The sequence below is a fragment of the Pedobacter terrestris genome, assembly GCF_052343045.1.
GTDB lineage: Bacteria > Bacteroidota > Bacteroidia > Sphingobacteriales > Sphingobacteriaceae > Pedobacter.
On record NZ_CP180264.1, the window covers coordinates 4,543,806 to 4,568,066 of the forward strand.

21 protein-coding genes are annotated in these 24,261 nt (G+C 39.7%); 9 read left to right on the forward strand and 12 right to left on the reverse strand.

Going from position 1 to position 24,261, the window contains the following annotated elements; translation table 11 throughout:
- Nucleotides 1–3: 3 nt before the first annotated feature.
- From ACJVDH_RS19470 to ACJVDH_RS19490, 5 genes are all read right to left on the reverse strand, one after another.
- Complete coding sequence (locus ACJVDH_RS19470; protein WP_047800161.1) at nucleotides 4–270, reverse strand: YtxH domain-containing protein; 267 nt, start codon at nucleotides 268–270, stop codon at nucleotides 4–6.
- A gap of 69 nt (nucleotides 271–339) precedes the next feature.
- Nucleotides 340–1,389: an AI-2E family transporter gene (locus ACJVDH_RS19475; RefSeq protein WP_443945070.1), complete on the reverse strand. Its 1,050-nt coding sequence runs from the start codon at nucleotides 1,387–1,389 to the stop codon at nucleotides 340–342.
- Nucleotides 1,390–1,462: 73 nt separating this feature from the next.
- On the reverse strand, nucleotides 1,463–2,875 hold the full coding sequence (locus ACJVDH_RS19480; protein WP_443945071.1) for a sigma-54-dependent transcriptional regulator: 1,413 nt from the start codon (nucleotides 2,873–2,875) through the stop codon (nucleotides 1,463–1,465).
- A gap of 150 nt (nucleotides 2,876–3,025) precedes the next feature.
- The gene (locus tag ACJVDH_RS19485) at nucleotides 3,026–3,805 is read right to left on the reverse strand and encodes an enoyl-CoA hydratase/isomerase family protein (RefSeq protein WP_443945072.1); all 780 of its coding nucleotides are present in this window, start codon (nucleotides 3,803–3,805) and stop codon (nucleotides 3,026–3,028) included.
- 3 nt (nucleotides 3,806–3,808) lie between these two features.
- Nucleotides 3,809–4,228: a cobalamin B12-binding domain-containing protein gene (locus ACJVDH_RS19490; protein ID WP_443945073.1), complete on the reverse strand. Its 420-nt coding sequence runs from the start codon at nucleotides 4,226–4,228 to the stop codon at nucleotides 3,809–3,811.
- 116 nt (nucleotides 4,229–4,344) lie between these two features.
- On the opposite strand from ACJVDH_RS19490, the gene ACJVDH_RS19495 reads away from it, so the two are divergent.
- Entirely contained in the window at nucleotides 4,345–6,003 is a 1,659-nt protein-coding gene (locus ACJVDH_RS19495) for a glutamine--tRNA ligase/YqeY domain fusion protein (RefSeq protein WP_443945074.1), read from the forward strand.
- A gap of 121 nt (nucleotides 6,004–6,124) precedes the next feature.
- On the opposite strand, the gene ACJVDH_RS19500 is transcribed toward ACJVDH_RS19495, so the two are convergent.
- Nucleotides 6,125–6,964 (reverse strand): N-acetylmuramoyl-L-alanine amidase, encoded by an 840-nt coding sequence (locus ACJVDH_RS19500; protein ID WP_443945075.1) that lies wholly within the window; start codon nucleotides 6,962–6,964, stop codon nucleotides 6,125–6,127.
- 113 nt (nucleotides 6,965–7,077) lie between these two features.
- On the opposite strand from ACJVDH_RS19500, the gene ACJVDH_RS19505 reads away from it, so the two are divergent.
- Nucleotides 7,078–8,760, forward strand: a complete 1,683-nt coding sequence (locus ACJVDH_RS19505) for a dipeptidyl-peptidase 3 family protein (RefSeq protein WP_443945076.1) — start codon at nucleotides 7,078–7,080, stop codon at nucleotides 8,758–8,760.
- Nucleotides 8,761–8,989: 229 nt separating this feature from the next.
- Entirely contained in the window at nucleotides 8,990–11,431 is a 2,442-nt protein-coding gene (locus tag ACJVDH_RS19510) for a TonB-dependent receptor domain-containing protein (protein ID WP_443945077.1), read from the forward strand.
- 62 nt (nucleotides 11,432–11,493) lie between these two features.
- On the opposite strand, the gene purD is transcribed toward ACJVDH_RS19510, so the two are convergent.
- The 5 genes from purD to dcd form a co-directional block, all read right to left on the reverse strand.
- A complete protein-coding gene (gene purD, locus ACJVDH_RS19515) occupies nucleotides 11,494–12,765 on the reverse strand; it encodes a phosphoribosylamine--glycine ligase (protein ID WP_443945078.1) in 1,272 nt (423 codons plus the stop codon).
- A gap of 87 nt (nucleotides 12,766–12,852) precedes the next feature.
- Nucleotides 12,853–13,731: an SDR family oxidoreductase gene (locus tag ACJVDH_RS19520; RefSeq protein WP_443945079.1), complete on the reverse strand. Its 879-nt coding sequence runs from the start codon at nucleotides 13,729–13,731 to the stop codon at nucleotides 12,853–12,855.
- 27 nt (nucleotides 13,732–13,758) lie between these two features.
- Nucleotides 13,759–14,523, reverse strand: coding sequence for an enoyl-CoA hydratase/isomerase family protein (locus ACJVDH_RS19525; protein WP_443945080.1), 765 nt, complete (start codon nucleotides 14,521–14,523; stop codon nucleotides 13,759–13,761).
- Nucleotides 14,524–14,692: 169 nt separating this feature from the next.
- Nucleotides 14,693–17,386 (reverse strand): TonB-dependent receptor plug domain-containing protein, encoded by a 2,694-nt coding sequence (locus tag ACJVDH_RS19530; RefSeq protein ID WP_443945081.1) that lies wholly within the window; start codon nucleotides 17,384–17,386, stop codon nucleotides 14,693–14,695.
- A gap of 82 nt (nucleotides 17,387–17,468) precedes the next feature.
- Complete coding sequence (gene dcd / locus ACJVDH_RS19535; protein WP_443945082.1) at nucleotides 17,469–18,005, reverse strand: dCTP deaminase; 537 nt, start codon at nucleotides 18,003–18,005, stop codon at nucleotides 17,469–17,471.
- A gap of 71 nt (nucleotides 18,006–18,076) precedes the next feature.
- On the opposite strand from dcd, the gene ACJVDH_RS19540 reads away from it, so the two are divergent.
- The 4 genes from ACJVDH_RS19540 to ACJVDH_RS19555 all read left to right on the forward strand — a co-directional run bounded on the left by ACJVDH_RS19540 (nucleotide 18,077) and on the right by ACJVDH_RS19555 (nucleotide 21,484).
- Nucleotides 18,077–18,721 (forward strand): 4'-phosphopantetheinyl transferase family protein, encoded by a 645-nt coding sequence (locus tag ACJVDH_RS19540; RefSeq protein WP_443945083.1) that lies wholly within the window; start codon nucleotides 18,077–18,079, stop codon nucleotides 18,719–18,721.
- Nucleotides 18,722–18,730: 9 nt separating this feature from the next.
- A complete protein-coding gene (gene lipB, locus ACJVDH_RS19545; protein ID WP_443945084.1) occupies nucleotides 18,731–19,459 on the forward strand; it encodes a lipoyl(octanoyl) transferase LipB in 729 nt (242 codons plus the stop codon).
- 357 nt (nucleotides 19,460–19,816) lie between these two features.
- Nucleotides 19,817–20,077, forward strand: a complete 261-nt coding sequence (locus tag ACJVDH_RS19550) for a helix-turn-helix transcriptional regulator (protein WP_443945085.1) — start codon at nucleotides 19,817–19,819, stop codon at nucleotides 20,075–20,077.
- A gap of 270 nt (nucleotides 20,078–20,347) precedes the next feature.
- Nucleotides 20,348–21,484 carry a PD-(D/E)XK nuclease family protein gene (locus tag ACJVDH_RS19555; protein ID WP_443945086.1) on the forward strand — a complete coding sequence of 379 codons (1,137 nt, stop codon included), beginning with the start codon at nucleotides 20,348–20,350 and terminating at the stop codon, nucleotides 21,482–21,484.
- A 21-nt stretch (nucleotides 21,485–21,505) separates the two neighbouring features.
- On the opposite strand, the gene ACJVDH_RS19560 is transcribed toward ACJVDH_RS19555, so the two are convergent.
- Entirely contained in the window at nucleotides 21,506–22,558 is a 1,053-nt protein-coding gene (locus ACJVDH_RS19560; RefSeq protein ID WP_443945087.1) for an HNH endonuclease domain-containing protein, read from the reverse strand.
- Between the two features lie 393 nt (nucleotides 22,559–22,951).
- On the opposite strand from ACJVDH_RS19560, the gene ACJVDH_RS19565 reads away from it, so the two are divergent.
- Together ACJVDH_RS19565 and ACJVDH_RS19570 are read left to right on the forward strand one after the other, a co-directional pair.
- Complete coding sequence (locus tag ACJVDH_RS19565) at nucleotides 22,952–23,674, forward strand: hypothetical protein (RefSeq protein ID WP_443945088.1); 723 nt, start codon at nucleotides 22,952–22,954, stop codon at nucleotides 23,672–23,674.
- A 29-nt stretch (nucleotides 23,675–23,703) separates the two neighbouring features.
- Nucleotides 23,704–24,258, forward strand: a complete 555-nt coding sequence (locus ACJVDH_RS19570; protein ID WP_443945089.1) for a hypothetical protein — start codon at nucleotides 23,704–23,706, stop codon at nucleotides 24,256–24,258.
- The last annotated feature ends 3 nt before the right edge of the window (nucleotides 24,259–24,261 follow it).

The following is a 24,261-nucleotide window of genomic DNA, read 5'->3' on the forward strand; positions in this document are numbered from 1 at the left end:
TATTTATGCGTGCTCAACGTCATCGCTATATTCTTCTTCTACGCTTCTCAATTTGGTTTTGATAGAGTCTACAACTTTATCTTTTAAGCTAGCTAAGTTGTTGATTTCATCTGCCGCTTTGTCTTTAATAGAATCGCCAAGATCTTTAAGGGATTGACTTAGCTTATCGCGTGTTTCATCACCTTTATCTGGCGCAAACAAAATACCTAATGCGGCACCAGCAGCTAATCCAGCCAAAAGGGCAACTACAACTTTTGAGTTATCATTCATAATAATGTATTTTAAGGGTTTAACATTCACAATATAATACAACTATATTATTTTTGGTTAAGCTATAAATTATAACTCATTATGCTCATTAATTGTTTTAATTCTTTCCAATCTTTCTGAAGCCAGCGTACTGCTTTCATAAATCTTGATGAGCAGGATAAAATAAGATAGGAGTAGCGGACCAAAAATAAGTCCTAATATTCCGAATAAAGGGATACCAATAATTACGCCAATTACTGTAATAATGGGATGAATATTGCCAACTTTTTTTGCAATGATGAAACGAAGCACATTATCGATATTAATGATTACAACAAAACCGAAAATGAGCATTGCCCATCCTTCAAAACTATGGCCATTTGCAATCTGTAAAACTGCAGCAGGTACAAAAACAACTGGAGGACCGAGTACTGGGACGAAGGATATAAATGTGGTAATCACGCCCCAAAAAACCGGATCGCGATAGCCCAACACAAAAAAAGAAAGACTAACCAATGAGCCTTGCACAATGCAGATTAACCCTTGCCCAAGTACGTTTGCATATGTTGTATTGCGCATTTCATCGCCAAACCTCAATGCATTTTGCGCTCTGAACGGCGCATATTTAATTAAAGCCGTTTCGAATATTTTACGTTCAATAAGCATAAAATACAATAAAAAATAAACCACCAATAAACTTAAGACGATGTTGATTGCGCTTGAAATTAAAGACGGAAAAAGTTGCGTTGCCCAATTGCCCAGCCTGTTTAAGCCTTCTTCAATCAGCTTCGCATCTATCTTAAATGGGATGAGATGCTGAAATTTAACCAACAAGTTTTTAAAAAAAATCTCATTGTCGCGCAGTTCGGAAATTTTGGCAATTACCATGCTACTCAATCCGTAAAAAGGCAATATGATAACAACGATACTTAATGCAATTAAGGTTACAGCAACAAACCTACGGTTTAGCTTTCTGATTTCCGCCCAATAAATATACGCCGGGCGCATAATGGTATACAAAACCAGTGTGCTTAAAATTGCGCTAAAAATACCTTGAAGGGAATAGGCGATTAGAAGTCCGAGCACAATAATAATAACGAGGTTAATATTGTTGCGCTGCTTGTAAGAAAATACGGACATATTGGCGTGCTATTGATTTTTTAGAACTAAATGTAGAAATCCAGCTTTTTGTTTGCCCGCAAAACAGAAATATTTAAGCGTCTTGATTTTTTATCGCTTTGATTTTATTGTAAAGTGTTTTACGATCAATATTCAGTTTTTGAGCGGCTTTAGTTTTATTAAAATTTACTTCTTTTAAAACCCGCAGAATGGTTTCATATTCGGCCTCTTGAGCGGCTTGTTTCAGATCTTTATTTAGGATCGGAAACTTACTTTTTAGCACAGATAAGGTATTGGCGGGTTCTGATTCTTCATTTAGCAACTCTAACGGAAGTGCATCTTTTGGCACTAAAACGCCATCTGTAAGCAGAGCGGCACGTCTGATTACGTTTTTCAATTCGCGAACGTTGCCCGGCCAGGTATAATTTTGCAAACAAACTTCGGTTTCTGCAGAAAAACCGATTATAGATTTATTCAATTCATCATTCGTAGCTTTTAGAAATTGCCTGGCAAAAATCAGAATGTCATCTTTTCTTTCTTCGAGTGACGGAATGTGAATGGAAAATTCGTTAAAACGGTGGTATAAATCTTCCCTAAATGTACCATTAACGATATTTTGAGGAAGGTTTTCATTCGTTGCCACAATAATGCGAACATCAAGATCAATTTCTTTCGTGCTGCCAATCCGTTTAATTTTTCTTTCTTGTACGGCCCGAAGTAGCGTGGCTTGAATTTCGTACGAAAGGTTTCCGATTTCATCCAGAAATAGTGTACCTCCGTTAGCTTGTTCAAAGTGGCCAACTTTAGTGTACAAAGCGCCTGTAAATGCACCTTTTTCATGTCCAAAAAATTCACTTGCGGCAAGTTCTTTTGTTAAAGAACCACAATCCATCGCCACGAAAGGCTTATCTTTTCGTAAACTGTTAAGGTGAATGGTTTTTGCCACATATTCTTTTCCAGTTCCACTTTTACCTGTTAAAATTATACTATAACTTGTTGGTGCAATCAGCTTAATTTGTTTTAAAAGTTTTAAAGAAGCACCACTTTTACCTTCAATATATCCGCCTTGCGTATTCGACTCTTTAACAGGAAGATCGATACGCTGTATTTTCTCTGAAGATTTTTTTTCAGGAATGGATATTTGCTGACTAGACAAAGCTTTATTTATAGTGATGAGGATTTCATCCGGATACAAAGGCTTTGTAATATAATCATAGGCGCCTAGCTTGATCAGTTCTACTGCAATTTTTATATCTGTATAACCAGTAATGATAATTACGCTGGTTTTCGGATAAAGTTCTTTAATGCGTACAAGTACTTCCCGGCCATTGGTATCTTCTAGGCGGTAATCGCACAAAACCAGATCAAAAGTTTGCTGAGCCAAAATACTAAAAGCTGCCGCACCGGTAATCGCATTTGAAATTTCGAAACCATTTCTGGTTAAAAACTTAGACAATAAATGTCCAATGTTTACCTCATCATCTATTATAAGTATTTTCCCTTTCATCAGGTAAAGTATTGAGCACAAACAACCGGTTGGTTACTCCAGCAGAAGCCGCTTTAGTTTTTCGGATGCAGTATAGCCAAAAAAAATGGGTTGGGAAATTTTTTCTACACTTAAAAGGTTTTACCAATGGCAGTTATCTTATAGAAATGACTATTCTCCTATAAACTCGGCTTTTCGCTTTTCAATAAATGCAGCTACGCCTTCTTTGAAATCTTTGGTTTCAAAACATCTGCCAAAAGCAGCAATTTCAGTTTGGTAGCCATCCGTTCCGTTTACGGATGCATTAACTGCTTCAATTGCAGATGCAATGGCTAAAGGTGCACGTTGTTTAACTGTATTCAGAATTTCTTCTGCCTTAGAAAGTAAATCTGCCTGTGGCACTACATAATTTACCAGACCAATACTCAGCGCTTCTGCGGCTAAGATCATATTTGCTGTTGTAATCATTTCAATGGCTTTGCCTTTTCCTACCAATTGTGTTAAGCGTTGTGTGCCTCCATAACCAGGAATTAAGCCCAACGTTACTTCTGGTAAACCCAGCTTAGCGTGATCCGTAGCAATACGCATATGGCAGGCCATAGCCAATTCCAAACCTCCGCCCAATGCAAATCCATTTATTGCAGCAATAAAAGGTTTGGAAGCATTTTCAATAGCATTGAAAACAGACTCATGCCCGTGTTTTGCCAAAGCTTCACCTTGCTGCCCATTGTAATCAGAAAACTCTTTGATATCAGCACCTGCAACAAAAGCTTTCTCCCCTGCACCGGTCAGAATTACGCCACGAACTTCTCCATTTTCATTTGCATATTGTATAACATCGGCCAATTCTGTCAAAGTATCTTTATTTAATGCGTTTAGCGCTTTCTCCCGATTAATGGTGATGTATAAAATTTGTGCCCTTACTTCAGTAATTAAATTTTGATATGTCATAGCTTAAAAATTTCTGTTTTCTGTTACCCAATTCTCTATATAATGAACAATACTGCTCATGGTTGTTCCGGGCGGAAAAAGTTCACCAACACCTAAATCCGACAGTTTTTTTCGGTCGGCCTCCGGAATAATTCCTCCTCCGGTTAATAAAACGTCGTCCAGTTGTTTTTCTTTCATCAAATGGATAATCTTCGGAAAAACGGTCATGTGTGCACCAGAGAGAATTGAAATACCAATGGCATCTACGTCTTCTTGCAGAGCGGTATTTACCACCATTTCAGGCGTTTGCCGTAAACCTGTATAAATGACTTCCATACCTGCATCCCGAAGGGAAGTTGCAATTACTTTAGCGCCCCTGTCATGCCCATCAAGACCAACCTTGGCAACTAAAACGCGTATAGGCCGATTTAATGTTTTGCTCATAATGAATATTAAGTTGATGTAAATGTATTGATTTTGTCTATCAAATTTAATCCTACCTGAAAACATTAGAATTACACTAATCTTTTTACATTTGCATTCCTAATTTACAGGTTTTTATGAGTGAAGAGAAGTCATTGAACTTTATTGAAGAAATTGTTGAGAACGACCTAAGTAGTGGTAAGTATGAAACTTTGGTTACGCGTTTTCCGCCAGAACCAAATGGTTATCTACACATTGGCCATGCAAAAGCGATATGCTTAAACTTCGGACTAACACAAAAATACGGAGGATACACCAACCTGCGTTTTGATGATACCAATCCGGTAACGGAGAAAACAGAGTATGTAAACAGCCAGCAGGAAGATATTAAATGGTTGGGTTTTAGCTGGAAAAACGAACTTTATGCATCCAATTATTTTGATGAGTTATATGCTTTTGCTGTAAAACTGATTGAAAAAGGATTGGCTTATGTAGATGAAAGTTCTGCTGATGAAATTGCTGCACTAAAAGGAACACCTACAGAACCCGGCAAAGATAGTCCGCACCGCAACCGCAGTGTAGAAGAAAATCTGAACATATTTACGCGTATGAAAGCGGGTGAATTTGGCGATGGCGCTTACACTTTACGGGCAAAAATTGATATGGCGAGTCCGAACATGTTAATGCGCGACCCGATTATATACCGCATTAAACACGCAGAACATCACCGTACAGGCAATAAATGGTGCATTTATCCAATGTACGATTTTGCGCACGGACAGAGTGACAGTATTGAAAACATCACCCATTCTATCTGTACTTTAGAATATGTTTCGCACCGCGAATTGTACGATTGGTTTATTGAAAAACTGGATATTTTCCCTTCCAAACAATATGAATTTGCCCGTTTGAACTTAACTTCTACGGTAATGAGCAAGCGCAAATTGTTGCAACTGGTAAACGAACAGCTTGTAAATGGTTGGGACGATCCGCGGATGCCAACAATTTCTGGTTTACGCAGAAGAGGTTTTACGCCTAAAAGTGTACGTGAATTTTGCGAACGCATTGGGATCGCAAAACGCGAAAACCTGATTGAATTAAGCTTGCTTGAATTTTGTATCCGTGAGGATTTGAATAAATCTGCAAATCGCGTAATGGCGGTTTTAGATCCAATTAAACTGGTGATTACCAACTATCCTGAAGGACAAACAGAAGAATTAATCGGCGAAAACAATCCTGAAGCAGAAGATGGTGGCGGCACACGTGTTATTCCATTCAGTAATGAACTTTGGATTGAGCGCGAAGATTTTATGGAAGTACCGGCAAAAAAATGGTTCCGTTTGGCGCCAGGTGCAATGGTTCGCCTAAAATTTGCCTACATCGTAAAATGTGAAGATTTCATTAAAGACGAAAACGGAAATGTAACAGAAATCCGTTGTACCTATATTCCTGAATCTAAAAGTGGCAGTGATACCAGCGGCGTAAACGTTAAAGGCACCATCCATTGGGTAAGTGCACAGCATGCCAAAACTGCTGAGGTCCGTTTATATGATCGTTTGTTTACTTCAGAAACTCCTGATGCAGAAGAAGGCGATTTTAAAGATTATCTAAACCCGCAAAGCTTAGAAATTTTGCCGAACGTATATATAGAACCATCTTTGCTTGATGCAACTCTGGATCATCGTTACCAATTTATCCGTAAAGGATATTTCTGCCTGGATAAAGATTCTACAGCAGAGAAATTGGTTTTTAACCGTACAGTAACATTAAAAGATACCTTCAAGAAACCGAACTAGTTTTTAATAAAAAAAGGCGACCCGAAAGAGTCGCTTTTTTTATGGTTCATTGTTTCATTTATAGATTGAAGATATTCAGCACTAAGCTTCGGACCTCCGTCTTTCTGACTTTCCGACTTACCTAATACTTTAAATACACATTATAGAGAACTAAAACATCAACAGGTGTTAATTTTGGTGTAATATCTGATTGTATAAAGTGGATTTTAAATGCAGTAATTGCTGCTGGCAAATTGCTGGTGTCGTACCCGATAAAACGCAAAGCCATTTCCGTATTAAAATCTGCTGGCGGATTTTTAAGCACCTCATCATACCAATATCCAAAACCTTTATCGGCCAGTTTTTTCCACGGAAAATTCTTCGGATCGTTTTTTCGTCGGGGGGCAATATCAGAATGCCCGATAAAATTTGCTGCCGGGATATTATAGGTTTTTTTCAAGGTAGCGAGTAATTTAAGCAGGCTATTGATTTGTGCATCCGGCCATGGATCTGTCAGTCCGTTATTATCCAATTCTATTCCTATAGACGAAGAATTGAGATCCGTATCTTTTCCCCATTTACTTACCCCGGCGTGGTTTGCGCGCAAATAATCATTTACCATATGTACCACTTTGCCATCTCTGCTAATTACATAATGCGCGCTGGTTCCGGCTTTGGTAGAGAAGAAAGTTTTAACGGTTTGTGCTAAACTATCCTGTGCGGTATGGTGAAGGATAACGAAATTCGGTTTACGAATACCGAAATTAACAGAGCCAATCCACTCTTGATTTTTTGGATTTAAAGTATCATACAATTGCCCCACAGGCGGTGTGGATTCAACAATTGCTGCAAATCCCTGCGCTTTTTCTTTATATATTTTTTCTGTAGCAGCATATTTGGAAGTCGTTCCGCAGCCTGTAAACAACAGCACAGCAGACAACATTAAAACAAAATGACATTTGGATAGGTTAATTGACAACATACTTATTGTGTTAAAGTTATGAAGGTACAAAGTTAAGGTAAACTTGTTCCTTTACATCAAACTTTATACAAAGCTTTCAAAATTTACTAATTTAGCGCCCTTATACTTTCAGAATGAATATTTTATACAAACCCACTATATTTTTATCGGCTGTTGCCATTTCTGCTGGTTTATTTTCCGGCTGTTCTGGCAGCGACAATAAAACCTCAAAAGGGCAAGCCGGCGTTAAACAAAGAGACAGTTTGACGGATTATGTTGCGCAACGGCTACCCATTTATGAGCGTGTTAGATTAACCTCCAACATTAACCAGTTGAGTATTAACGACAGAAAAGTACTTCCGCTGTTGATCCAGGCTGCAGAGATAATGGATGAATTGTATTGGAAACAAACCTATCCGCAAAAAGACAGTTTGTTAACCACAATTAAAGACGATAAAACCCGAGAATTTTTCAATATCAATTATGGCCCCTGGGATCGCTTAAATAACGACAAACCTTTTGTTGCAGGTGTTGGAACACGGCCAGAAGGCGCATCATTTTATCCCGCAGGAATTACCAAAGAAGAAATTGAAAAAGCAGACTTACCGGATAAGTATAACGCGTATTCTGTAATCAGAAGAGACACTTCAGGCAAATTAATTACCGTCCCTTACAATGTATTATTTGCATCAGAACTGCAAAAAGCCAGCTCTTTACTTAAACAGGCGGCTTTATTGGCTGATGATGCCGGACTAAAAAAATACCTGAACCTAAGGGCTGATGCACTGGTAACTGATAAATATAATGCAAGTGATTATGCCTGGCTGGACATGAAAAACAATGGATTGGATGTTATTATCGGCCCGATTGAAAATTACGAAGACAAACTTTTTAATGCACGCACCAGCTATGAAGCTTATGTATTAATTAAAGACAAAGAATGGAGCAAGCGCCTGGCGAAATATGTAAAGCTTCTTCCAGAGTTGCAAAAAAACCTGCCTGTAGCTGCAAAGTATAAAGCAGAAACGCCGGGAACCGACTCTGAACTGAATGCTTACGATGTAGTATATTATGCCGGCGATTGCAATGCCGGATCTAAAACAATTGCTGTGAACCTTCCGAACGACGAAAAAATACAGCAGGAAAAAGGCACACGCCGTTCGCAACTGAAGAATGCAATGAAAGCAAAATTCGATAAAATCTTAGTGCCAATATCAAAAGAATTAATCGATGCAGAACAACAACAATACATCAAGTTTGATGCTTTCTTTGCTAACGTCATGTTCCACGAAGTTGCACACGGCCTGGGCATTAAAAAAACGGTAACCGGTAAAGGTTTCGTACGTGAAGCACTAAAGGAGCAATACAGCTGGCTTGAAGAAGGCAAAGCCGATATTTTAGGTTTGTATATGGTAACCGGGTTACTTAAAAAAGGCGAACTGCAAGGCGATATTAAAGATTACTATACTACGTTTATGGCCGGTATACTAAGATCTGTACGTTTCGGCGTTTCTGAAGCACATGGAAAAGCCAATATGCAATGCTTCAACTATTTTGAAGAAAAAGGTGCATTTGAGCGTACTGCGAAAGGAACCTATAAAGTAAACTTTGATAAATTTGCAACCGCAATGAATGACCTGAGCGCATTTATTATTACGCTTCAAGGCAATGGCGATAAAGCCGCAGTAGAAAAAGCACAAAAAGAAAAAGCAGTAATTTCTACACAATTGCAGGCAGATCTTGACCGCTTGACCAAAAGAAACATTCCGGTTGATGTGGTTTTTGAACAAGGAGTAGATGTACTCGGCATGAATTAATACAAAATATACAACAACATTAAAAGCCGTTATTCCGTACCAATCGGGATAACGGCTTTTTCTTTTTCAAAATTTCTGTAACCTTTTCCTCTGGCTCTCGTCTTATCAACAACTAAATAACAGAAACGTACCGTTTCTAAACTGAACTTTTTAATTGTCGGACAATGCAAAGGTGTGCGTGAAAACGCAGATGGAAACCTATTGCCGCATTTTTTTAAAAACAGAACCTATGAAAACAATTTATACTTTATTATGCCTCAGTTTTGCGCTCATACCAGTCACCAAAGTACTGGCGCAAGATAACAAGGGAAATATCCAGGGAATAATTTTGGACGAACACCAGAAACCCGCCGATTACGTTACGGTAGTTTTAATGAAAGCGTCTGATTCTTCTGTTGTTAAAACAGCCTTCACCAACCCAGATGGGAAATTCGTATTCAACATAAATGTAGCTGGAGGTTATTTTTATAAAGCCAGCAATATGGGATATAAAGTATTAAAAAGTGAAGTGAAAACCCTCTCCAGCGGATCTGACAAACTCGATTTTGGTGCTGCTGCGCTTGTGCCAAATACCCAAACACTAAATGAAGTTACGGTATCAACCACAAAACCACTTATCGAGCGTAAGATGGATCGGGTAGTGATGAATGTTTCCAACAGCTCTATTGCTACAGGTTCTACGGCGTTAGAATTATTACAAAAAGCACCCGGAGTTTCTGTAGACCAGAATGACAATATTGCGATGCTCGGAAAACAAGGTGTAATGATCCAGATTGATGGAAAACTAACCTACATGAGCAATGCCGATGTAGCCAATCTATTGCGCAATATGCAAAGCTCAGAGATTGAAAGCATCGAATTGATTACCAATCCATCTTCAAAATATGACGCTTCAGGCAATTCCGGAATCATCAATATCAAAACCAAAAAAAATAAAGGTGGTGGCACAAACGGAAGTGTAACGGCAACTGCAGGTCAGGGCCAGAAATTCAGATCAAGTGCAGGTTTAAACCTGAATCATCGCACCAAATATGTAAACCTTTTTGGCAATTACAACTATTACAACAACAAGCGCACACAGTTTATGTCTATAGATCGGATTTCCAGTGGAAATACCGGAAACACCTACTTCGGACAAGCCGGAAATTCGGAAAGAAAATATTCTGGCAGCAATTTCAAAGCCGGATTGGATGTATTTATCGATAAAAAAAATACCATCGGCGCTTTGGTTACCGGATATTTTAATGATGGGAACGATGCGGCAAATTACCTCACCAATATCGGCCCGTCTTTTTCGCGTGCAGATTCTGTTTTATCGTCTACAAACCGCATCGAAAACAATTATAAAAACCTTTCTTACAACCTGAATTATAAATCGGTATTGGATACCGCCGGACAGGAATTGACCGCAGATCTGGATTATTCCAACTACAACGGAAAAGACATTTCCAATTATGCCAATTTGTTTTCTTTACCCAATGGCATTGCAACACGACCAATCATCCTGACCAGAAACACCACTCCCTCAAAAATCGATATTAAAGCATTTAAAGTAGATTATGTATTGCCGCTGAAACATAAAATGAAACTGGAAGCCGGTTTGAAAAGCAGCTGGGTAGAAACCGACAACAACCTGTTTGCAGAACAATTCAGCAACAACAACTGGCAAAATGATCCGGGTAGAACCAACCAATTTATTTATACAGAAAATGTAAATGCCGCTTATGTAAATTTTAATAAGCAATTTAAGAAAACAGGGATACAATTGGGTTTAAGAGCCGAGCAAACCAACTCTAAAGGCAATTCTGTTACAACGGCAACGGTGATTAAACGCGAGTATGTGGATTTTTTCCCAACGGTATTCATCAATCAGGAGTTGAGTAAAAACAGCGATTTGAATATTTCGTACAGCAGAAGAATTGACCGGCCGAGTTACGATGCTTTAAATCCGTTTTTATTCTATGTAGATCAGTATACCTACAACCAGGGAAACCCTTTTCTAAACCCGCAATACACCAATAATTTCGAGCTGACGTACATGTTTAAGAAAAAGTATTCGCTTACCTTAAATTACAGTAAAGTAAATGATGTAATTACAGAGGTGATTTTGCCAAATAACGAAATGCAGGCGCTTTACCAAACCAATGAAAACCTGGCTACACAAACCAGTTATGCAGCTGTGCTGAGTATCCCGGTTAATTTTGCTAAATGGTGGCAAAGCAATAATACCATTAATGGTTTTTATCTGAATTTTAAAGCACCAGATTTGGGTGGCATTCCTTTAGATAATGAAAGTACATCGGTACAGATTAAATCTATGCATACCTTCACTTTTAACAAAGGTTTGGGTGCCGAATTGATGGGCAGTTATGAATCGCCTATAACGTATGGTGTTTTACGGATCAAAACCCGCTGGGGCATAGATGTTGGTTTAAGCAAATCGCTGATGAACAAAAAAGCCAGCATTAAGCTTTCGATAAATGACATCTTCAACACCCAACGCAATAATATAGAAAGCGCTTATCCAGGTTTGCAATATACCTTGTACCAGAATAATGATATCCGTTCTGCACGGTTAAGTTTTACGTATCGTTTCGGGAACAATGAAATTAAACCCGCAAGAAGAAGAACAACCGGCGTAGAGGCAGAACAAGGCCGTATGAAAAACTAAGAAATAAAAAAAGGACCTTTCACAAATATGAAAGGTCCTTTTTACGATATCGTTATATAGGTTTAAACCAGATCGAAACCAATATCTTCTCTGAAATATTTCCCGTCAAAATAAATTCTTCCGGCATCTGCGGTTGCAGATTGCAGGGCTGTAAACAAATCTTTCTGTAAACTGGTAATGGCAATTACACGGCCGCCATTGGTTTTAACCACATCATTTTCCAACAATGTACCTGCATGAAAAGCGTTAGAATGACGCAGGTTTTCAATTCCGGAAATGGCTTTACCTTTTAAATATTCACCAGGATATCCACCTGCTACAATCATTACGGTTGCGGCGGTTTCATCGCTGATTTCCAATTGTACCTCGTTCAGCTTTTTATCTGCAGCGGCCACAAAAAGTTCTACAAGGTCATTTTTTATTCTTGGAATTACACTTTCCGTTTCCGGATCGCCCATACGCGCATTGTATTCAATTACATAAGGTTCATCGCCAACTTTAATCAATCCGAAGAAGATAAAACCTGTATAATCAATGCCGTCGGCTTTTAATCCGTTTACGGTAGGCTTAATAATTCTTTCCTCAATTTTTGCCAGAAATTCTGCATTGGCAAATGGAACCGGAGAAACAGAACCCATACCACCGGTGTTCAGTCCGGTATCGCCAAGGCCAATTCTTTTATAATCTTTAGCTTCTGGCAAAGTAATGTAATGCGCTCCATCAGTAAGAATGAAAACAGAAAGTTCAATTCCGCTTAAAAACTCCTCAATTACGACTGTTGCGCCTGCTGCACCAAATTTACCACCAAGCATCAGTTTCAATTCTTCCTGCGCTTCAATAGTTTCGGTACAAATCAGCACCCCTTTTCCTGCCGCCAAACCATCTGCTTTCAAAACCACAGGCAAAGCATGTGTTTCCAGGTAAGCCAGTCCTTCTTCCAATGTTTCAGGAGTAAAAGATTGTGAAGCTGCAGTTGGGATATTGTGGCGTTGCATAAACTGTTTTGAAAAGTCTTTGCTGCCTTCCAGAATGGCACCCTCTTTTTTCGGGCCAATTACCGGAACATGTGCAATTGCATTGTCTGCAAGGAAAAAATCATGAATACCATTTACCAAAGGTTCTTCGGGGCCAACCACAACCAGATCAATCTTCTCAGAAAGCACAATTTTCTTAATGGAATCGAAATCATTAACACTTACATTTATGTTGGTTCCATAAGCTCCGGTGCCACCGTTTCCGGGTGCAATAACCAGTTTATCGCAAAGCGATGATTGACTCATTTTCCAGGCTAAAGTACTTTCTCTACCGCCTGAACCTAAAAGTAAAATATTCATGCCGGCAAAGATAGATAAAAAGATGTTATTCCTTGCCGGATGAGTATCGGAGAACTTACCAGACTATGATCTTGCCTGGCAAGACAATTATGATTTTGCGCCCCTGGTCATTTGCTCAAGCATATCCCACATTTCCGTCGGTATTGCTTCTAAACCATTAAACTGGCCTGCACCTTGTAACCACTCGCCGCCATCAATGCTAATCACTTCGCCATTGATATAGCCAGAGAAATCGCTTACCAGAAAAGCAGCCAGATTGGCCAGCTCCTGATGATCGCCAACACGTTTTAACGGAACGCGGTTTTTAAAGTCAAACTTCTTCGCCAGATCGCCAGGCAGCAATCTTTCCCATGCGCCTTTTGTCGGGAAAGGACCCGGTGCAATGGCATTTGTACGAATCCCATATTTACCCCACTCTACAGCCAAAGAACGGGTTAAAGCCAGCACGCCACCTTTGGCACATGCCGAAGGCACAACGTAGGCAGAACCCGTAAATGCATAAGTGGTAATAATGTTCAATACCGCAGCAGGCTGCTTCTCTTTAATCCAATGTTTACCAAAGGCAAGCGTACAGTTTACCGTACCTTTTAATACGATATCGATAATAGAAGAAAAGGCATTTGCGGATAAACGTTCTGTAGGTGAAATGAAATTCCCTGCGGCATTATTAACCAAAACATCAACTTTACCAAATGTGGCAACGGCTTTCTCTAAAACCTGATCAATCTGTTCGGCTATACGAACATCACAGGCCACAGCCAGAACCTTACCGCCGGTTTTTTCTTCCATTTCATCGGCAGTTTTCTGCAATACATCTTGCTTTCTGCTGGTAATAACCAAATTGGCACCAAGCTTTAGAAAATATACGCCCATGGCTTTTCCTAAACCTGTTCCTCCTCCGGTAATTACGATTGTTTTGCCTTTCAATGCATCTTCACGAAGCATTGGCGAATTGTAGTTCAACATAATATCTGGTTAAATTAAAGGACTTGGTTAATTTTTTCTCTGCAGGTTTTCGAGGATAGTTTTCAGAATGTGGCGCGTGGTTGGCGACCACCATTGTTCCAGCATTTTTTCTAACGTTGCAGATTGATCTGCGCTTGCTGAAGCAATTAATTCTTCACGAATATTGAGCTTACTCTGAGACCAGGTATTGCTTTCAAGCTCCATAAACTTTTTGATCTTTCTTTCTGCGGCCGTGAGTAAACTTTCGTTTTTCGCAAGTTCATCTACCAGACCAACCTTTAAAGCTTCATCCGGGTTGTATAATTTACCGGTAAGCAAGCTTCTGTGCGCTTCGGCTTTGCCAATCCAGAATGCATACAACTGAAAGATACTGTTGGGCACAATAATGCCAACAGGAACCTCATTTAAACCAATAATATACTGGCCTTCGGCCATTATGCGATAATCGCAGGCCAGCGCCATAACGCAACCCCCTGCCGGGCTATGCCCGCTAATCGCTGCAACCATAGGCTTTTTAAAAGCAATCAGGTTTGCCGTAAAAGAAAGAAATTGTTTCCAGAAAGCTTTTGCCTGCTCTTCATTATAGTTGTAAAGCTCTACAAGATCCAAGCCTGCAGAAAAGAAAGGAGCAGTACCAGTTAAAATTACTCCGCCAACGTTATCGTCTGCAGAGATGTTTTTAAGCATGTCATCCAGTTCGGTAATCAATTCTCCATTTAAGGCATTTGATTTTCCCCGCGCCAGGGTAATGGTAGCCAACCTGTCTTTTACACTTACTTTTATTGTATTCATGTTTTCGCTATTTACATGGTAAGTATAGGTTTTTATACCTAGGATTGCAAGTATGCAGGTTCACGACAGCATCATTTTATGTCATCTACATGATGCAATTACAGTAGAAAAACCCAAAATCCTTTAAAGAATAAGCGCACTGTTCTCTACACGCAGGCAAAATAAAAAACTATTTCACCGTGTAGGTAAATACTTTTCTGCCAATATGCCCCATTGCATCTATGCCTTCAATTACAACCCGGTATGTTGCCGGCTCGCTTGCATTGTAAAACTCAAATTTTGCCAGGCCGTTTTTGTCTGATACCACCTGCGGATTCCAGTAAATAGTAGAGCGCAGATCTGGTCTGGAGTTTGAAGTGGCATTTTCATATTTCGGCGAATAAAACTCGCGCGAAACGGAATAACCTTTAGGGTTTAGCGTTACAATGCCTGGTGCGTACCGTGTTGAGCTATTGTAACCACTGTCGCCACGTTTAGTTGTAATCACCAAAACGCCACCTCCGCCACGCGAACCGTAAATAGCCGTACTGCCTATGTTTTTGAGCAGCTCTATGGTTTCTACATCATTTGGAATAATGTTATCCAGAAAATCGGCTTCAACCTGCATACCATCCAACACGATCGACATCGGCTGATTTTGGCTACGCATTAAGTACGGAATATTTCCTCTGAAAATTACGCCGGGTAAACGGCCTTGCAGGCATTGCGACAGCGTAATGCAAGTAGACAACTGATCGGCGGTGAGAATGTAATCTGCCCGGCCGGCTCCGTTAAGATTTGCGGAGTTTTTTGCGGGATTTTTCTTCTCTGTAATGGTTACTTCTTCCAGCTTAATGCTGCGTTCCAATAAGCCTAATCTCGTCATTTCATTAAAGTAATTGTCACTTTCTTTAATGTACTTCATTAGTGCATTGTTTACATTCACTTCAATATCCGCACTGTTTTTATTGCGTGTAACCACTTGTCCGGGAACCATGTCTACATTAATGTCTACAAATTTACGATCGGCTTTTGTTCTGGCTTGCACTACAAATTTAGTACTGTCGCCAAAGTTCAGGTTATCAAATACAAAACGGCCTTCGGCATTGGTTACCGTATCCAGAATAAAGATAGAACCTTTGCTGGCCATCAGCATGACTTTACCTCCGGCAACAGGTTTGCCACCCTTCATCACCGTTCCGCTAATCTGCAGGTTTTCTTCGGGTTTATAGGTTATGGTTGGTCCGGCATTGTTAATTACATTACGCCATAAAAAACGACGCCAACCTTGTGTAAGCATCAGGTTATCCAGTTTCTGCGCTGTTTGCACATCATCTTTAAGGAAATAATGATTCGGGTTTTCTACATATCCGTTCAAATCAGAAGTAAGCAACAAAGTACTCAGAATATTGCTCTCATTTTCTTCATCCGGCTCAACTTTAGTGGCATTGGTTACGGCAACAGAGAAACTACCCTGAACAGGATTATCCAGATCTGTTGCATCAAAACTAAAACTCGTTTTGCCGCGTTTTGCCGAAGAAACTGCCGACGTATTTAAACCAATATTTAGCAGATCTGCCTTATTGCGGTTAAATATAATACGCTCTGCAATGGGTTGATTATTGCCGGAAAACAACGTAAACTGTACAATACCGGCAGGAAGATTTTTCTTAGGCACATGGGCAACCAGAACTTGTTTATCCATTTTTGCTTTAGACACATAAAACACATTTCCGCCTTGCTGGGCTACAACCTTTAATTCCTCTCCATTAACCAGGCTGGCGCTTCCCATAATTTTAAGAATTACCCTTCCTGTATCCAGGTTGTTTACGGCAATTGTATATCCGGCTTTTTGCGCCAGCGGCAATCTGAAGTTTTTAGAAGATCCATCTTTGAAGGTCACTTTTGCCGAGTAGGTTTTTCCGGCCTGCAGGTTAAGGACAAAACTGCCCATACCGAGATAATCGGTCTGGAATGTGGTCAACTCGGTACCAGCATCGTCTACAATTGATCCTTTTACGTCTTCGCCGCGACCAGAAGAATTTACAGATTTAATGGCCACGCGTTGTGGCAGTTCTTCTATAAGTGTTCCGCCTTCTGGCATAAACTGCACATCCACGTCAGTAGATGTAGAACGGATCGGAATAGATTTGGTTACTTTTTGTTTATTGTCTAATGTAAGCGTTGCCACGATTTTACCACTTTGATTTGCCGCTACTGACGGGCCTGAGAAAGTGATCACAGCATCGCCGCTCAAGCTTGTTTTGGTTTTACCGCGCGCAACAGACCGGTAATCGATTTGCACATCATAACTCACATCACCCTCTTTATACGCTACACCGTTTTTATCTTCAAAATGGATGGTTGCGGTAACTTTGTCTTTATTATTTTCCTTTGCAAATTCATATTTGGTTTCTGTAAAAACCTTATTGGCCCAGCTGTTTCCAATTTTTATTGTCTTTTCAAAAAAGAAATCTGTTCCAAAATTGCGCATATAATTGGTATAGGCGCGCAGCCGGTAATTCCCTTCAGAAAGCGAATCTGTGAGTTTAAAATCGCCCCAGGTAATCCCCGCCATCAAAGGCAATTTCAGCTGCTTTTTAATAGAGTCGCGCTCATTAATCAACTCCACATAAAGAATTTTACTGATGGTACTTGGCGATGATGTTTTGGTGTTTAAGGTATAGGCTTTAAACCAGATATCGTCTCCAACTGCGTAATATGGCTTATCTAAATGCAGGTAAACTTTTTCCTGCGGATATTTAGCGGTATACTCATCCAGTTGTTTTAGCAACAAAGTAATTGGATCATCGTCTGTTCTAAAGGCGGCCAGTCCGGCAAAAAGAACCAAAAGTACGAGTGCAGAAATTGTTTTAAGCTTCATTTGTGGTTAGCTGAAAATAAATATGCCTCAAGATACAAATCTCAAGGCATAATATTATGAATTTACGGTGAATTTGGAAATGCTAGAAGGTGTTCTTCCACATCATGCTTTCAACCGGTTTGGTGGTCTTATTGTTGTATTTGGCGTTGTTCTTGGTATTGTACATGGTTTCAATTGTTCCTTCAACCGCAAAATAAATGAGTTGGCCAATGGGCATTCCGGCGTAAATACGAACAGGCTGGGCTACAGAAATTTCCAGTGTCCACGTATTGCAGAAACCTACATCACCTTTACCTGCAGTGGCATGAATATCAATCCCTAAACGTCCGGTACTGCTTTTCCCTTCTAAAAAAGGCACGTGGCTGTGCGTTTCTGTATATTCTAAAGTTACGCCCAGATAAAGTGTTCCGGGCTGAAGAACGAAACCATCTTTTGGAATTTCAAAATGCGTAATTTCATTGTGTTTTTTTGCATCCAATACCCGGTCTTTATAGGTGGCCAGATATTTCCCTAAATGAACATCGTAAGAATTTGTGCCCAAACATTCGCGCTTAAACGGCTCAATAATTATGCTTCCCTTGTCAATTTCCTCTAAAATCCTTTTGTCCGATAATATCATTTTTATGCGTATTTTTGGCCTAAATTATCAATTAATTAAGATAGTTTTGCATGTAACCTTCATTTTTATAAATGCCGATAGTTTATCATAAAAATATTGAAGAACATTCTGCTTTGGCCATCTGGAAAATTACGGAAACCGAAGAAGAGCTTATGGCAGGATTGCAGCTCAAACAGCATGAAACTGACCTGATTTCGTCTTTCAACAACGGAAAACGCCTTTTACACTGGCTGAGCACGCGCTTGCTGTTGCGCACCATGCTCAATACCAAAGAATACATCGACTGCCAGTTTGATGCAGATGGAAAACCATATTTAACCAATTTTGATTACCACATTTCGCTAAGCCACAGCTACGATTATGCGGCGGTAATGATCAGCAGAGATTATGCTGTAGGGGTAGATATTGAACTGGTTAAACATAAAATCAAAAGCATTAAGCATAAATTCCTGAACGATGTAGAATTGGCACAAAAACAAATCGGCGACAATACAGAAGGTTTATACATTGCCTGGTGCGCCAAAGAAGCGGTGTACAAGTGGCACGGCAAAAAAGGACTCGAGTTTAAACAACACATCCACATTAAACCTTTCAAACTAAAAGCAGAAGGAGACCTGAATGTTTTGGTAGAATTGCCAACAGGATTGCGCGAACTTACCGTTCATTATTTCAAAACAGGTGATGGGTATATGCTGGGTTATGTAATCAGCAATTAGAATTTCAAGATGAGCAATACAGAAAAGCAGGAAACACCATTAAAATTGGTGCCAACGCAGTTTATAGATTGGGGATTGACGGATTATCAGGATGCCTGGAACAGACAGGAAGAGTTACTCAACAAAACGGTTGCGCTTAAAGCAGAAAACCGGACCAATGGTACCAACTTGCCTACACCCAATTATTTGATTTTTAATGAGCATCCGCATGTATATACATTGGGAAAAAGTGGTCATCCGGATAATCTCTTGTTGGATGAACAGGGATTGATAGACAAACACGCTACCTACTATAAAATTAACCGGGGCGGGGATATCACTTACCACGGACCCGGACAAATTGTAGGTTACCCGATTTTAGATCTTGATAATTTTTTTACAGACATCCACCTGTATCTCCGTACACTGGAAGAAGCCGTTATACTTACTTTAAAAGATTATGGTATTGAATCTGGCCGCTATCCGGGTTATACCGGTGTCTGGCTGGATGCAGATAACGATAAAGCCCGTAAAATCTGCGCAATGGGCGTACGCTGCAGCAGATGGGTGACCATGCATGGCTTTGCTTTTAATGTAAATGTAGATCTGGATTATTTTAAAAATATTGTGCCCTGCGGAATTGACGATAAGGATGTCACCTCAATGGAGCGCGAGCTTGGACGAAAACTGGATCTGGAAGAAGTGAAAGCAAAACTTAAAAACCATATTGCGGCTTTGTTTAACATGGAGCTGGTGTAAGGGGTTTTAACCACAGAAGGCATTGCGTTTTTCACAGCGGAAACGGGCTGTTTCGAACCGAAGGAAACTTTTAATAAAAAAGATGGCTTCCTCGTTCCTCCCCGCAATGACGATTTGCGAACCCTCCATCCCGAACGGAGCGCAGCAAAGGGAGAGATCTACCACCACCAAACCCTTTTTCCGAAACATTAGCCTCAAGCGCCTCGTTGTCTGCTTTTTCTTCTTCTTTTTTCTTATTTTAGATCAACTTGATTGGGGCATAATATAGAAAACCGAAACCTGCATCTATAGACTTTGTCTGTGCACTAAAAAACACAGGAACCAGGCCTGTAGCCGCTCATAATGTTGCCTTTCACCATGACCAAGATAGATTCCATTATAGAACTTCTCTACAACATCTACGTAGCCATTCAAAATCAAAATCCCCCAACCCAAAACAACGCTACACTACTCACCCGACAACAGGTCAAAGATTTCTTAAAAATCAGCGAAAGTACCTATAAACGTAAAGTAAAAGACGGCACACTGAAACCCATGAAAATGCCCGGAGGCGACCTGTTTTACCAAACCGACCTTTTTGAAGAACTGGCAGAAAGCAAGAGAAAAGGGCGGATGTAAATCCTTTTGCACCTGCCGGTGAATCGGCCAGTCGACCTATAACCATCCACACCGCCTACACGGCGCCCCAGCCCGCAAGAACAAACCGACCATAGCCTATGGGTTTTGTTGTTGCGGGCTTTTTCATATTATTGAGCGAATAAGTTAAAAGGGTAGGAGCCTCAACTACTCATCCCTGAGTAATTCCGGTTTCCCATATACATACAGGAGCAATTCTTTCTATTTTTATCCGCGAGGAGAATATCTCTTTCCAATTCCAAACTGAAAAAAATGCTCGATCCTATCATCGTACAGGCCGAAACCGATTTACCTGCTTTCGAAGCACTGATCAAAGATTTTGAACGCCAACCAAAAGTGGTACTCCAATCTACTTATCTCGAATTGTGCAAATATCCTGCAAGCCGGTTTGAAGAAGTCTGTACACGCCTGTTGTGTTTCTATTTCAACCCGACCAATGAGCACGGTTTCCGCGACTTATTTCTGGACGCTCTTCTCGAACTGCTTTCGCCTGATGCCCCTATACGTTACGAAAGTGATCAGATTCAGGTAGTCAATGAACTGAACTCAGAAGGCAAACGCCTCGATATGTTAATCAAAAGCCCCGATCTGGTTATCGGCATCGAGAATAAAATTAACGCTGCGGTATACAATCCACTCGAAACTTACGCCAGGCAGATTGCCCTATATGGCAAAAAGCAAGTGTTTAAAGTAATCCTGACCGTAAGAAACATTACCGATAGCCGGGAAATGGCTTACATCAGAGAGCACGATTTTATCGTAATCCCATATACCGCGCTCTTCACCAAAATCAAGAAAAATATAGGCCATTATATTGCCCAAGGCAATCAAAAATATCTGGTATTCATTTACGACTTTATCCAAACCATTGAAAATATGACGGGCGACACGTACGACAACAATAAATTAAGCCATTTCTTCTCAGCCAATGCCGAAAAAATTGATGAACTGGTTACGCTTTATGCGAAATACAATGAACGCATTCTGAAGGTACAGCGCGAAAGCATTTCTAAATTAATGGCGGCCATTAAACTGCAAACCAACGATCCGCGCTGGTGGGCTTACCAGGGTTGGGATCTCGGTTATGACCATTTTAACGCAGAAACAAATAAACCACGTATTGGTATTGAAGCTTCTTTCGAAACCATCAACAACAATCCGCTCGCTAAATTCAGGATCTACATCACCACCTGGAATCTGAAAGATTTTGTGCCTTATGAAGATGTGCTTACCGAACTTTTCCCTACAAACTACCTCGACAAAACCAATGACGGACGGGTATTTCTGCATATGGATGTGATTGATGACCTCAATGAAGAACTCATCTTAGAAAAGCTGGCCTTTTACTACCAATTGCTGTATAAAATTGTGGCCGAGCGTGAGGGTTAGACGGTATTGAACTTGGTGCTGTTAATCCCGCATAAACTCAAAACCATTATTACTCGCAATAGTAATTAATGGCTCTATAGCATTTCTAAACTTCTCCTTATAGTCCACCGGAACCTCGTCAATAGCGTCAAAATCGGGGAAAATGCTCAGGTAATCTTCCATCAGGCGGTCTTTGGGCATTTTCGTTTTCATAACTTCTATGGCTTGCTTCTGCATTTCGTAAAAACGATCAAAATGCCTGGAGAGGATCGGAAGTTTGTCAGACTTGGCACTGTTGAAAGCTGGATTAGCGGGAATAAGGTTCCAGAGCAAATCATGCGAAACAAAAGCATAGGGTATAAAATGTTCTACCGCAAAAGCATTGTGCTGAAGCTTTGTGTTCGTATAAATGCAGTCTACGCCTCCAAGTTCAGCAATTACTACATTCCAAAACTTACGTTGCCTGGTCAAACCATTCCTTCTTGCGAGCTTAATTAATTTATTGGGGATATCCGGAACATTGGGATTGTGTTTTTGTAGATACAGGCTCAACTTCCAGTAACAAAAGCTCCTTAAAATCCCTGCATTCCGGCTTAAATAGTTGATCCACGCCGGGTTAACGGTCACTGTATCCTGATCTACCGCATACAAACACTGGTTTTCAAATTGCGCAGATGCACCATATACGGCTTTCTTATTTTCTTTAATCGCAGGAAACCACGGACTCAGAAACCGATGCGGCACCTGGTGATCAAAATGACGCAAGGTTTTTAGTGTTTGAAGGTTTGCACTGCTAAGCAAGCGTTTTTTAATTTTCATGCGGTCTTCGTCTACAGTCAATTGCTCCAGTGCTGCAATTGCTTCAACCGCCTGGTGCAGCTGGTCTTGCGGCCCAAAACTAATGTGGAAATAATTTATCGTATACCAGCTTGCCGCCACCATGCCTACAAACAATTTATGTTTGGGAATATGGTAATGGCCTTCTTCTATTTCATCCAGCAAAGATAAAAACCAATAGAATTTATAGGTGGCAGAAGTATGGTTAAAACCAGCAGCCAAAAGATTAATGGGCAATTGGGCGTCAAAGGGGATCATTTGGCCGAAAGATATTAATAAGCGGAAGGATGAACAAGTTTTAAATGAAGGATTTTTGGAAATGTGAATGGTTGAGTAAGTTAAACAGTGTACACCTTTGACTTTCTTATAGTTTCACCATGAGAATTCGGACATCTCAGTGTTGAGCATTCGCAAAAATGCCTAAATTAGATTAGCACATTGCCCCTAATTTTGCAGTGAAATGACTTGTATGAATTGCTGAGACTCTGCTCGGGGCTACAAAAAAGTCATCAGTCTAATATGATTGATGGCTTTTTCTACTTTTGGGGCGAGAAATAGGGAAAATTCATACTTTTTATATCTTTATTAGATAATCAGAGTTTAATTCCTAATTATAGCTTATATCAGGTAAAATATTTCAACTATATATTTGTGAGAGAATACCACCCAAGAATAAACGAGAGCCAAAAACCCTTGACAACAGGTAGGATAATTCTTGGTAGCTTTCCAATCTGGTCATTAACTGAATCTGAATTAGATGATGAATTGACGCTCTCGAAAATGAAGAAACGAGTACAAAATGGAGATTTTCAGTATTTTTATGGAAGTATAAGTAATAAGTTTTGGCAATGGTATCAAAGTTATATTGACGGTCAAATTAAGTGTAATAATGTTGAGTCAATCTCAAAGAGCATATACCTCAATAATATAGGGATAACTGACATGATTTTTAGTTGCGTTAGAAAAGGAACATCAGCTTTAGATAAACATTTGTCTTCTAGAAAATATAACTACAATTTTTTTGAGTATCCTAAAAAAGGTGAAACGTTGAAAATTCTTTGCACATCTAAAGGTGTAATGAATGACATGCTATTAAAGGGAGTTTTCTTTAAGATTCATAAGGATATTAAACTTAATGAGCAAAAATCGAATAAGCTTCAGGTAGAAACCCTTGCGTCGTTAGAGGGAGATAATAATCTTTCTAAGCCCATTATAAGGGTTTTAGAAATTCAAGGGGGTGGGACTATTGAATGTTTTGCAACTCCATCTCCTGGAAGCCCCTATAGAAGGTTGATAGATTTTGGATATAAATATGGAGACATCGATACTTATCTAAATAAATACCTGAAAACAGTGTTTCAGTGGTTTGTTTGAGTAAATTTGCACAAACTAAATTATATCAAATGCTTTCAGATAATTTCATCGGGTTTTACAACAACTGGTTACAAAAGTTTAATGATATCCAAGGCCAAAACCTTTCAAGTTTATTTGATAGGTACATCACATTGTTCATAATTTATAATAGCCTTTACACACAAGTGCCACTAACTCTAATTCAGCGAGGCACGCCTGTAAAAGCGAATATGAATGATAAGGAATTAGCAATTAGATCTGTAATCAAAATTTTAGGTGCGCCCCAATTGATCCAAGAACTAATTCGAAAAGGTTCTAATGATGATATCCTTCGACTTATCAATTTAATTGAAGGGGAGCAATTTTATATTAATCTTCATTATGGCACAAGACAAAGAAATGAAGATCTATTAATTTTGAATAAATTAAGATCCACAAACTTATCGCAAAAGGCTGTTGGAATTCTAGACATAGTATATAATGTTAGATGCAACTTGGTGCATGGACACAAAGATTTTGTAGAGCCTCAAAGAGAACTGCTTGAACCTCTAATTGCTATACTGAAAAATTTAAATGAAATTTTATTTGATGAGCTAACTCGATAATGC

Coding starts and splice junctions, on each gene's coding strand:
- ACJVDH_RS19470 (WP_047800161.1), bottom strand. CDS start 270: ATGAATGATAACTCAAAAGTTGTAGTTGCCCTTTTGGCTGGATTAGCT.
- ACJVDH_RS19475 (WP_443945070.1), bottom strand. CDS start 1,389: ATGTCCGTATTTTCTTACAAGCAGCGCAACAATATTAACCTCGTTATT.
- ACJVDH_RS19480 (WP_443945071.1), bottom strand. CDS start 2,875: ATGAAAGGGAAAATACTTATAATAGATGATGAGGTAAACATTGGACAT.
- ACJVDH_RS19485 (WP_443945072.1), bottom strand. CDS start 3,805: ATGACATATCAAAATTTAATTACTGAAGTAAGGGCACAAATTTTATAC.
- ACJVDH_RS19490 (WP_443945073.1), bottom strand. CDS start 4,228: ATGAGCAAAACATTAAATCGGCCTATACGCGTTTTAGTTGCCAAGGTT.
- ACJVDH_RS19495 (WP_443945074.1), top strand. CDS start 4,345: ATGAGTGAAGAGAAGTCATTGAACTTTATTGAAGAAATTGTTGAGAAC.
- ACJVDH_RS19500 (WP_443945075.1), bottom strand. CDS start 6,964: ATGTTGTCAATTAACCTATCCAAATGTCATTTTGTTTTAATGTTGTCT.
- ACJVDH_RS19505 (WP_443945076.1), top strand. CDS start 7,078: ATGAATATTTTATACAAACCCACTATATTTTTATCGGCTGTTGCCATT.
- ACJVDH_RS19510 (WP_443945077.1), top strand. CDS start 8,990: ATGAAAACAATTTATACTTTATTATGCCTCAGTTTTGCGCTCATACCA.
- purD (WP_443945078.1), bottom strand. CDS start 12,765: ATGAATATTTTACTTTTAGGTTCAGGCGGTAGAGAAAGTACTTTAGCC.
- ACJVDH_RS19520 (WP_443945079.1), bottom strand. CDS start 13,731: ATGTTGAACTACAATTCGCCAATGCTTCGTGAAGATGCATTGAAAGGC.
- ACJVDH_RS19525 (WP_443945080.1), bottom strand. CDS start 14,523: ATGAATACAATAAAAGTAAGTGTAAAAGACAGGTTGGCTACCATTACC.
- ACJVDH_RS19530 (WP_443945081.1), bottom strand. CDS start 17,386: ATGAAGCTTAAAACAATTTCTGCACTCGTACTTTTGGTTCTTTTTGCC.
- dcd (WP_443945082.1), bottom strand. CDS start 18,005: ATGATATTATCGGACAAAAGGATTTTAGAGGAAATTGACAAGGGAAGC.
- ACJVDH_RS19540 (WP_443945083.1), top strand. CDS start 18,077: ATGCCGATAGTTTATCATAAAAATATTGAAGAACATTCTGCTTTGGCC.
- lipB (WP_443945084.1), top strand. CDS start 18,731: ATGAGCAATACAGAAAAGCAGGAAACACCATTAAAATTGGTGCCAACG.
- ACJVDH_RS19550 (WP_443945085.1), top strand. CDS start 19,817: ATGACCAAGATAGATTCCATTATAGAACTTCTCTACAACATCTACGTA.
- ACJVDH_RS19555 (WP_443945086.1), top strand. CDS start 20,348: ATGCTCGATCCTATCATCGTACAGGCCGAAACCGATTTACCTGCTTTC.
- ACJVDH_RS19560 (WP_443945087.1), bottom strand. CDS start 22,558: ATGATCCCCTTTGACGCCCAATTGCCCATTAATCTTTTGGCTGCTGGT.
- ACJVDH_RS19570 (WP_443945089.1), top strand. CDS start 23,704: ATGCTTTCAGATAATTTCATCGGGTTTTACAACAACTGGTTACAAAAG.